General features: G+C 40.8%; 7 protein-coding genes and 1 tRNA gene. 3 read left to right on the top strand and 5 right to left on the bottom strand.

Annotated elements, in window-relative coordinates; all coding sequences use genetic code 11:
* The 4 genes from HRU23_17205 to HRU23_17190 form a co-directional block, all read right to left on the bottom strand.
* The coding region (locus HRU23_17205; protein ID NRA55878.1) for a hypothetical protein at positions 1-165 on the bottom strand (165 nt) is incomplete at its 3' end.
* 372 nt (positions 166-537) lie between these two features.
* Positions 538-628, bottom strand: a tRNA-Ser gene (locus HRU23_17200).
* 147 nt (positions 629-775) lie between these two features.
* Positions 776-982 (bottom strand): 4-oxalocrotonate tautomerase family protein, encoded by a 207-nt coding sequence (locus tag HRU23_17195; GenBank protein NRA55877.1) that lies wholly within the window; start codon positions 980-982, stop codon positions 776-778.
* A 28-nt stretch (positions 983-1,010) separates the two neighbouring features.
* The gene (locus tag HRU23_17190) at positions 1,011-1,892 is read right to left on the bottom strand and encodes a DMT family transporter (protein ID NRA55876.1); all 882 of its coding nucleotides are present in this window, start codon (positions 1,890-1,892) and stop codon (positions 1,011-1,013) included.
* A 70-nt stretch (positions 1,893-1,962) separates the two neighbouring features.
* Here HRU23_17190 and HRU23_17185 point away from each other — a divergent pair, with 70 nt between their 5' ends.
* The 3 genes from HRU23_17185 (at position 1,963) to HRU23_17175 (ending at position 7,126) form a co-directional block, all read left to right on the top strand.
* Positions 1,963-2,886 (top strand): LysR family transcriptional regulator, encoded by a 924-nt coding sequence (locus HRU23_17185; GenBank protein ID NRA55875.1) that lies wholly within the window; start codon positions 1,963-1,965, stop codon positions 2,884-2,886.
* Positions 2,887-3,449: 563 nt separating this feature from the next.
* Positions 3,450-6,158: an EAL domain-containing protein gene (locus HRU23_17180; protein NRA55874.1), complete on the top strand. Its 2,709-nt coding sequence runs from the start codon at positions 3,450-3,452 to the stop codon at positions 6,156-6,158.
* Positions 6,159-6,580: 422 nt separating this feature from the next.
* The gene (locus HRU23_17175; protein ID NRA55873.1) at positions 6,581-7,126 is read left to right on the top strand and encodes a hypothetical protein; all 546 of its coding nucleotides are present in this window, start codon (positions 6,581-6,583) and stop codon (positions 7,124-7,126) included.
* Between the two features lie 475 nt (positions 7,127-7,601).
* Here the strand turns inward: HRU23_17175 and nhaD are convergent, their stop codons facing one another.
* Positions 7,602-8,861, bottom strand: coding sequence for a sodium:proton antiporter NhaD (gene nhaD, locus HRU23_17170; GenBank protein NRA55872.1), 1,260 nt, complete (start codon positions 8,859-8,861; stop codon positions 7,602-7,604).
* Between the last annotated feature and the right edge of the window lie 458 nt (positions 8,862-9,319).

The following is a 9,319-nucleotide window of genomic DNA, read 5'->3' as shown; positions in this document are numbered from 1 at the left end:
AGCTTCATCGCTACAAAGGATCTCTCTGGCTTTATTGCATGCTTTACCAATCTCATACTTAGCTTCTAACTTGTCTTGTGATTTTGGCGCATTAGCATCGCTGTAATGTGTGGTAGCTAAGTATTGTAAGATAGTTTCTTGTTGTTGTTCTAACGCTGAGCTCATTGAGTATACCTATTTTATAACACCTCATTATTGGGTGTCTTGACGAATTAAGCGCAGTGTACCTGACCAAAACAAAGAGTCTATAAATATGGCTGTTTGTTTGCATTAATTTCAATACGCGTAGCAATATTTACCTGGTAGAGACAGCTCAAATAGAGAACCTATTCGAAAACTGCTCAAAATTGAGGCTTAATCCCTAAACAACAAAAAGCCCGTTAAATCTTTCGATTTAACGGGCTTTTCTAAATAGTGGCGGTGCCAGATAAAGAGTGGATTTCAACCCTGCTTTAAGATTAGTGTTATTAATCGAAAATTTAATCTCTAAAAAGCAAAAAGCCGCTTATTCTTTCGAATAAGCGGCTCTTCTAAATGTGGCGGAGAGATAGGGATTTGAACCCTAGATGGGCTATAAACCCATGCCGGTTTTCAAGACCGGTGCATTCGACCACTCTGCCATCTCTCCACTGAAGTCGAAGCGCATAATAGGGACTTAACCGCCACTTGTAAAGCCTATAATCAATTAAAGCCACCTGACTGGTGTAAATGTAAACATTATGACTAATTAGTCTGCATTAACAATAAATTATGATGAGTGCTTTATACAAAAATACTAATCGGCAGCTGCGCGCCTAAGGTCGGTTACAACTTTGCCGCCTATTCCCCAGTTATCGGTATTGATTTCATCGATGACGACAACTGTAGTCGCTGGGTTTTTATTCAAGACATCAACTAACAGCTGAGTCACCCCTTGGATTAGTTCAGCTTTTTGCTGCGGTGTAACTTGTTCGTCAGTAATTTTAATATTTACGTAAGGCATAGTGCCCTCCTTTTAGAGTTGTGAATGTTTAAATTAGTGCGGTTTTATTGCCCCAGCGCTGATGCGCTAACCATGCCCCAAGGCTGACCAGCATTAATCCGCTGATTAATTCGATGGTGGCAACTTCATTAAACACCACAATGGCGCTTAAACCAGACAATAACGGGACTATCGCCATTGTGGTGCCCATGGCCGCAGGGCCAATCGCCTGAACGGCTTTAACATATAAAATCAATTGCACTATCGTAGCTAAAAACCCTTGATAAAAGGCTTGAATTGCAATGTCTTGCCATAATAGTAGTGACACTGATTTTGGTAAAAACAACAGATAAGCAGGAAGGTAAAGCGCGCAAGTAATCATCGCTAAACTTGCCGTAGCCTGCCACGGGGTGATGCCCCAACGTTTAATTAACACAGAAAACAGCGCCCAGAAAATGGCACCCGCCATTAAGTAAAAGTGCCCCATGGTTAAACCTGAGTTGAGCTGTAAGGTCGGTAAAAATAACACCAACACGCCCAGCGTAATAACACCCGTGCCAAACCACACCTGCTTGCTATGCTGCTCACCATTAATCAGCGTAGAAAACACCGTGATAAATAATGGAATTAAGCCAACTAACAATACTGCTGCTTCCGACGCAGAGGCTTGTTCAAAGCCTTTAAAAATACACAGCGCATAAGCCAAGCCGCCAATTAAGCTGCAAGCTATAAATTTTGGTTGCAGTAAATTAAAGCGAAATTTAAACCACCAAACGGGCAGTACAATAGTCGCGCAGGTAATGTACCGGATCGCTATCACGTCATAAGAACCAAGCTCACTAATACCGCCTAAACGTGATACCAAAATAAAGCCCGACCAAATAACCGCGGCTGCAACGGCGTAAATATATCCTCTGTTGAGTGTAATCATTAATAGTCATCCAAGGTAAATTTCAGCAGTTACCATACCTTGCTGACCCTTTCATTTATAGTGAATAATAGTGAACATTACATTCACTAAATGTGATAGTTTAATTTATGTCGAAATATTACGCGAGTTAGTGATGGAATTGTCCGATTTAAGAGTCTTTGTTGCGGTAGTTGATAACGGCGGCATTAGTCACGCTGCGGTTAAGCTAAATAGAGTGCCGTCTAATGTCACCGCGCGCATTAAGAAGTTAGAACGTACTTTGGGTAAAACGCTATTTTTACGCGACAAAAATCGACTGAGGATATCCCCTGCTGGCGAGATGTTGCTACCTTATGCCAAGCAGCTATTAACGTTAGCTCAAACCACGATTGATGAATTAACCGACACTACCCCCAAGGGGCAATTAAGAGTCGGCTCAATGGAAGCGGCAGCAGCGACCCGCTTAGTGGAACCTTTAATGCTATTTCATCGCCAATATCCGCAGGTTGAATTAGAAATAAAAACAGCGCCGACCAACGACTTAATTAACAAGGTATTAAGTGGTGAGCTTGACATGGCATTGGTGGCAGATCCTCCCAATGATAGCCGCTTAGCCAAGGTACCTGTCTTTAATGAAACCTTAGTGGTTGTTTCTGATTTAGCTCATCAACCAATCCGCAGTCCCAAAGATTTAGTCAGCAACCCAACTTTGCTAGGGTTTAGCACTAGCTGTGCTTATCGCACTCGATTGGCTGATTGGATCAAAAATGACGGTGACATTTGCAAGGTAATTGAAATAAATTCGTACCATACCCTACTTAGTTGCGTTGCTGCAGGCATGGGCATCGGCATTGTACCGGCAGCGCTAATCGACAATTATCCTTTCGCCAGCAGTATTCAACAACATCAGCTGCCTTGTGAATGGAAACATTCAACCAGCGCGTTTATTTGGCGAAAAGACAGTGTAAAGGCCAGTATAGAAGCCTTTTTAGACTGTGTGACCAAAGATATTTAATCGGCTCTGTTGTAATAGGGTGATGCCATTACAACAGTAGATTGGCTTAAATCATCGCTACTTCGGCTAGCGTTCTGGTGCCAATACCGGCAGAGTTCTACCTTAAATCTACCTCAGCGGACTATTATAGCAATTGCTGCTGCATTACCTAATACCTTACATTTAGGTAAGCACATGCCGCTCAAACTTGCTTGGTTAAATACTAACCGTGCCAATTAATCACCAACTTAGTGACGGTTTAGCGGTGTATCACCCATCAAATTAATACGGTTGTTTCGATTAACACCCTACTAAATGCATAATAAATATGAATTTAGGTGTTTTATTAGCCCACCACAGCTATCAATTATTGATTATTGGTCTAATCACCCATAATTACCGGGCCAGCAGTCAATCATCTCTTGATCATAGCTAGGGTTCTAGCTTAGTATTAAGATATCACTTTGTATTTATTACTAATAAATAAGGACCACAGATTGAACTCTATTCAGAAAGTTATGTCACTCGTTTTGTTGTACGTTCTGACAATATACAGCGCGGTTGCCCTAGCTAATGATAAAGATATGGATCAAGTCGTTTTACAATTAAAATTTGACCATCAATTTCAATTTGCGGGGTATTACGCGGCCAAACAACAAGGTTATTATCGCCAGGCTGGTCTCGAGGTCGATATTCGGCTGCCCAATGAAAAAGACAGTTCAGTTGAGCAGGTTGTTAATGGCACAGCTAACTTTGGTGTCGGTTCGAGCAGCTTACTGCTAAAGCGCAACAACGGCTTGCCGGTGGTCGTACTTGCCGTCATTTATCAGCATTCACCTTACGTATTAATGATGCCCAAAGGTGACAAGCTGGCTAATTTAAACAGCCTAGCTGATAAAAAAGTGATGATTTCAGCCCAAGGCGAAGAAATTATTGCTTTTTTGATGAAACATGGCTTGCCGATGGACGATATTGAATTTGTCGATCACAGTTTCGATCTCAACGATTTAACCAGTGGTAGAATCGGCGCGATGTCCGGTTATGTCACCAATCAAGTTCACACGCTTGAAAAGCAGGGCTATGAATATAGCGCCTACAATACACGTTCTGCGGGCATTGATTTTTATGGCGATAACATTTTCACCAGTGAACAAGAGATTTGGGAACACCCTGAGCGGGTTCAAAATTTTGTCACCGCAAGTTTAAAGGGCTGGCAATATGCGTTAAGCCATCCCAAAGAAATTGCCAAACTTATCAAATATTCTTACCATTCAAAAAAATCAATTGCTGATCTCGAAGCCGAAGCGTTTGAGATGGTTGACTTAATTCAACCACAGTTATTACAACTGGGCCACATGAGTGTGGAACGCTGGCAGCATATCGCTAATACTTACACCTCGCTTAATATGTTGCCCGCCGATTTCGATGTCAGTCCTTTTATTTATAGCCCGGATGATAATAAACTGTTAGCTGTTTATTTGGCGCTGGCTACGGTCTTTATATTACTGTTGGTTTTCTTGATTTATCACATTCACGGCTTGATGAAAGAGAAACAAATTGCGGTTGATGAAATGCGGTTTATGAATACCATTTTGAAAACCCAGCAACAAGCATCTGTCGATGGCATTATCACCTTCGATGCTAAAGGCGGCTTAGTTTCAACCAATAACCAATTAAAAAGACTGTGGCATTTATCTGATGAAACCATTCACAGTCAGTCTCCCTCGCGCATCACTTATGCGATGGTAAAACAAATAAAAAATCAAAATGAGTTTCTCCAAGTTGCACGTCATTTAAATAACAACACGACCGAGCAACACTTTTCTGAGATGACCTTAAACGATGGTCGGATATTTGAACGTTTCTCGGCCCCCATGATTGATGAGTTAAAGCAATTTCACGGCCGGTTCTGGAGTTTTAGGGACATTACCGAACGTAAACTGGCCGAAGATAAAATATGGCTCCAGGCAAATTTCGATCCGCTGACTGGCTTACCCAACCGTTTCATGCTTAAAGACAGATTAAACCTTGAAATTTTAAAGGCTCAGCGAACACATAATTTAATTGCGGTGTTATTTCTTGATTTAGACCGCTTTAAAGAAGTAAACGACACAATGGGCCACGAAGCTGGCGATCATTTATTAATTGAAACAGCCGAGCGACTCAAAAAATGTGTTCGAGAAGTCGACATGGTTGCTCGCCTTGGTGGTGATGAATTTACTATCGTGCTAAGTGAGCTGTCAGAGCCTCAAGCCATTGAGCGCATTGCTAATAATATTTTAACTTCGTTAGCGACCCCATTTAAACTAAATAATGAGCAAGTGTTTGTTACCACCAGCATTGGTATTGCTTTTAGCCCGAACGATGGCGATAACAGTGATCAATTATTAAAACACGCTGATCAGGCGATGTATCATGCAAAATCACTCGGTCGCAATAGTTTCCAGTATTTCACCCCGTCAATGCAAAAAAATGCGATAGCTCGAGTTGAGTTAATTAATCATTTAAGACAAGCGATTGAGTTAGATCAACTGTTTGTGGTCTACCAGCCTATTATTTGCTTTAGCACCATGAAAATTATCAAAGCTGAAGCACTTATCCGCTGGCAACACCCTGAAAAAGGCTTAATCAACCCAACTGAGTTTATTCCACTGGCTGAAGAAACCGGCTTAATTAATGGTATTGGCCAATGGATATTTGAGCAAGCGGTACAACAGGTAGCAATTTGGCAACAGCAGTTTGACCCAAAATTTCAAATTACGGTTAATACCTCGCCTTGTCAGTACCATGAAGACGGCTTAAATCCCGAAGCCTGGCAAGCAACCCTAATCCAAAATGGCCTTGACGGTAGCTCTATCGTGATTGAAATGACCGAAAGTTTGCTGATGGAAACCGATAACAAAATCGTAGAGAAATTAGAAGCCTTTAGAAACAGCGGCACCCAAATATCATTAGATGATTTTGGTACAGGTTACTCTTCATTGTCGTATTTAAGAGAGTTCAACATTGACTATCTTAAGATTGACCGCAGTTTTGTTCAGCACCTCACCCTCGACTCTAAAGAGTACGCATTGTGCCAAGCTATTATCACCATGGCTCACCAATTGGGCATGCGCGTTATTGCTGAAGGCATTGAAACCGAAGAGCAATCGGCGTTATTGCAAGGATTTGACTGTGATTTTGGCCAAGGTTATCTTTTTTCAAAGCCAATAGTCGCTGAGCAATTTGAGCTGTTATTACAAAACCAAGCAATGGCTGACAAAAGCATTAGTTCAAGCTCGATAGAGTCTTAGTTTGAACTACTCTTGCGGCAGTAAATTACTGTATTAAAGGGTGGGATTGTAGTGTGCAATAGCTTTATTGCGCATTTTAGTTCCGCACTTCATCTTTAGCCCTGCCCTATTTCCTACAATATTTCCGACAATGTCTTCAACAATATGCCTGCCTATCTCACCATTATCAGTTTTTAATCACCGTAATTTGGCAATTACGTCATTTTAGCGGCAATCATTTGCCGCATTATCAATTACTTCCTCTTTATAAAACAGCAGGCCGTGCACCCAAGCCATTATAAATGGTGGCACTATATTTGCTTAATTTAATCAACTAGCAATATTCCATTACCCGGTAATGGAATATTTAAGCAAATTAATTTAATACCACATTCGATAATTTATTGGTCACAATCGAAATGGGATGTTAACGAGGACTAGCAATGATCACCCTTAACCGTTCTGATATTTATGCCACCTCGAATATCGCAAGGCAAGCTAAAACCAATGAAGATTCTACGGTGCAGACCTCACCAGCGAGCTTATTTGTTTCAGGCCAGGCAAACGGTGATGTGGTGACTATTTCGTCAGCTGCGCGCGATTTAGCCAATGGTAAATCGGTTACAACACCCGCTAATACCTATGACCAATTAGGCTCAGTACGCCAAGTTAAGTCCAGTACTGTTGAAAGCAGTCTCTATGCCTCTGACACAACAGACACAGCTCCTGAAATTAACTCAGCGAGAAATCGCAACGAAGAGCCAATAAGTTTCGAGAGTTTTTATCAAGACGCCATGCAAGCCATTCTCGATAACCGGCTTGGCATTGATAAAGAAAAGTTAAAAGAAATAGAAGCAATGATGGAAGAAGTGGCAAGCGACGATAGTCTCAGCCCGGAAGAAAAAGCCAAAAAACTTGAGCAGTTGCAAGAGTTAATGGAAAAGGAAATTGAAAAGTCGATAGAAAGAACCCAGCAACAAACGGCTTAGTTAAACTATCCAGTAACCAATTCGTCTGGCTTTGTTGTACTAAAGTGTTGCCACTAAAACAGCAAGTCACCGTATATCCATCACTACTCCGGCGGACTTCCTGATGCCAATGGCACCAGAGTTTGTCCTCTCTTCGAGGCTCTTGAGCAGCATATCTGCAATAGCTTCTCGATAACTGCACATGCGATATTCTAATGTCGTTTATCCAAGAACGGATCCATTACTCTAATTACGCCCGTCTCTGGCCTAAATGCATTGCCCACATCTCTTTAATACAATTGGTATTACAACCATGTAGGAACATGCTGCTCTAGCTTGCTTTATCAAATACCAACCCTTTATATTGATTACGAGCATAGCGACAGAGAAGGTGAGCGTAGCCAATTCGTCTGGTTAGCCTCTCGATGAGAAATTAAGCAAAAAAAACGACGGCTGTAATAAGCCGTCGTTCTATATTCTAAGTGAATATTTAGATTTAGTTGGTTAATGGAATAGCGTAACCCACGATGTTAGCACCTGCGTAACCAATGCTGTAGGCAATCAACAAATACACACTCATGCGTAAATAACTGCCAAAGGTGAGTTCTTTAACCTTGCTCATCGCGATAATACCAGCCGCAGAGCCAATAATTAACATTGAACCGCCAACCCCAGTTGCATAAGTAAATGCCAACCACTGACGAGCATTCATCTCAATGTCGGCTTTAAGTAACGCGGCCGTTAACGGAACATTATCGATAAGTGACGATAACAGGCCCATTAAATAGTTAGCATATTGTGGGTCAAGTATCTGATATAGTTTTGTAAATTGATTTAGTACGCCAATTTGTTTTAATGCGCCAACTAACAATAATACGCCAACAAAGAATAATAAGGTGTCATATTCAATTTCACGAATGTAATCAATAATCTTTTTATTAACATCTTTTTTGCGCATTAAAAATTGTGCGGTTAAAAACATTAATGACAAACCAAATAAGAACGTTAGTACCGGTGGTACTTTATATACGGCACTTAAAATTAGGGTTGAAAAAATCGTGCTCAAAAAGATTAACGCAATGGTGATATCTGTTTTTTCAACTCGTCGTTGTTCAGCGAATTCAAAGACTAAGATGCCATTCATTCCTTTAGACAACATCACGGCTAAGCACAGCACACTGAAGGCAGCCGGTACAACGAGATAGAGTAAGTTACCCATAGACACTTTATCCGCTAAGAATATCATTAAGGTCGTCACATCACCGGTGATTAGTGATACACCACCCGAGTTAACGGCAAAGATAATTAGCGTCGCATATTTAATCCGCTTTTTCGCTTCAAGCTTTAACGACATTATCACCGCCAAAGAAATTAAGGTTGCGGTAATGTTGTCTGAAATAGAGGAGAAAACAAACGCAAACATACCCACCCCGAACATTAACTTCTTTTCAGAAATTTGTTTTGGCATGCAACGGTGAACCAAGTTTTGAATAAAGCCTTTTGAGTTCAAGTAAGCAACAAACGTCATGGCCGCCATCAGGAATAGCCACAAAGTCGCAATTTCAAGAATATTGTGATCGAGCTGCTCTTGTATTTCTGCTGTTGTCATGTCATTGACAGGACTAATGAACAATATAATCCAACATAATGTCCCGAAAAACAGAGTTGTTTTTGCTTTATTAACGTGAACGACATCCTCGACCACGATCAAAACAAACGCAAACAAGATAAGCATAAAAACGATGGCTGTTACCATTTTGAAAAACCCTTTGAAATGAAGTTAAATCAGCCCCACAGTTTAAAACTCACCGAGAACAAAACACCAAAATTATACGTGCTAGTTTCGCCGGGTACTAGATGACGAAAGTAGCAAGTTGATGTCGTAAACAAGTAGGTAATTTCTGCGTAAGCCGAACAAATAAAGCAAGCTAATTTTTGCCCGCGATTATAACGATTTAACAGTGCCCTAACAACACAAACGGCATAAATACACATCTAAATTTCACATTAGTTAACATCTGTAACTTTTTGGTTTGTTTTTTGTTCGCAACAGTGGTTATTGATCGATAACAGCTTCAATAATATCGCACTCAACGATAAACCATTAACGTAAGTTAGATACTGTATTCATTACAATTTTAGTTATTAACTCGTCAATTTACCGGACTTAGCTCTGAGCTCGAACCAGCAAGCCTTAAGTCGTCAATTTACGCG

The sequence above is a fragment of the Gammaproteobacteria bacterium genome, from assembly GCA_013214945.1.
Lineage (GTDB): Bacteria > Pseudomonadota > Gammaproteobacteria > Enterobacterales > Psychrobiaceae > Psychrobium.
This window is presented reverse-complemented; position numbering and strand designations above follow the sequence as displayed.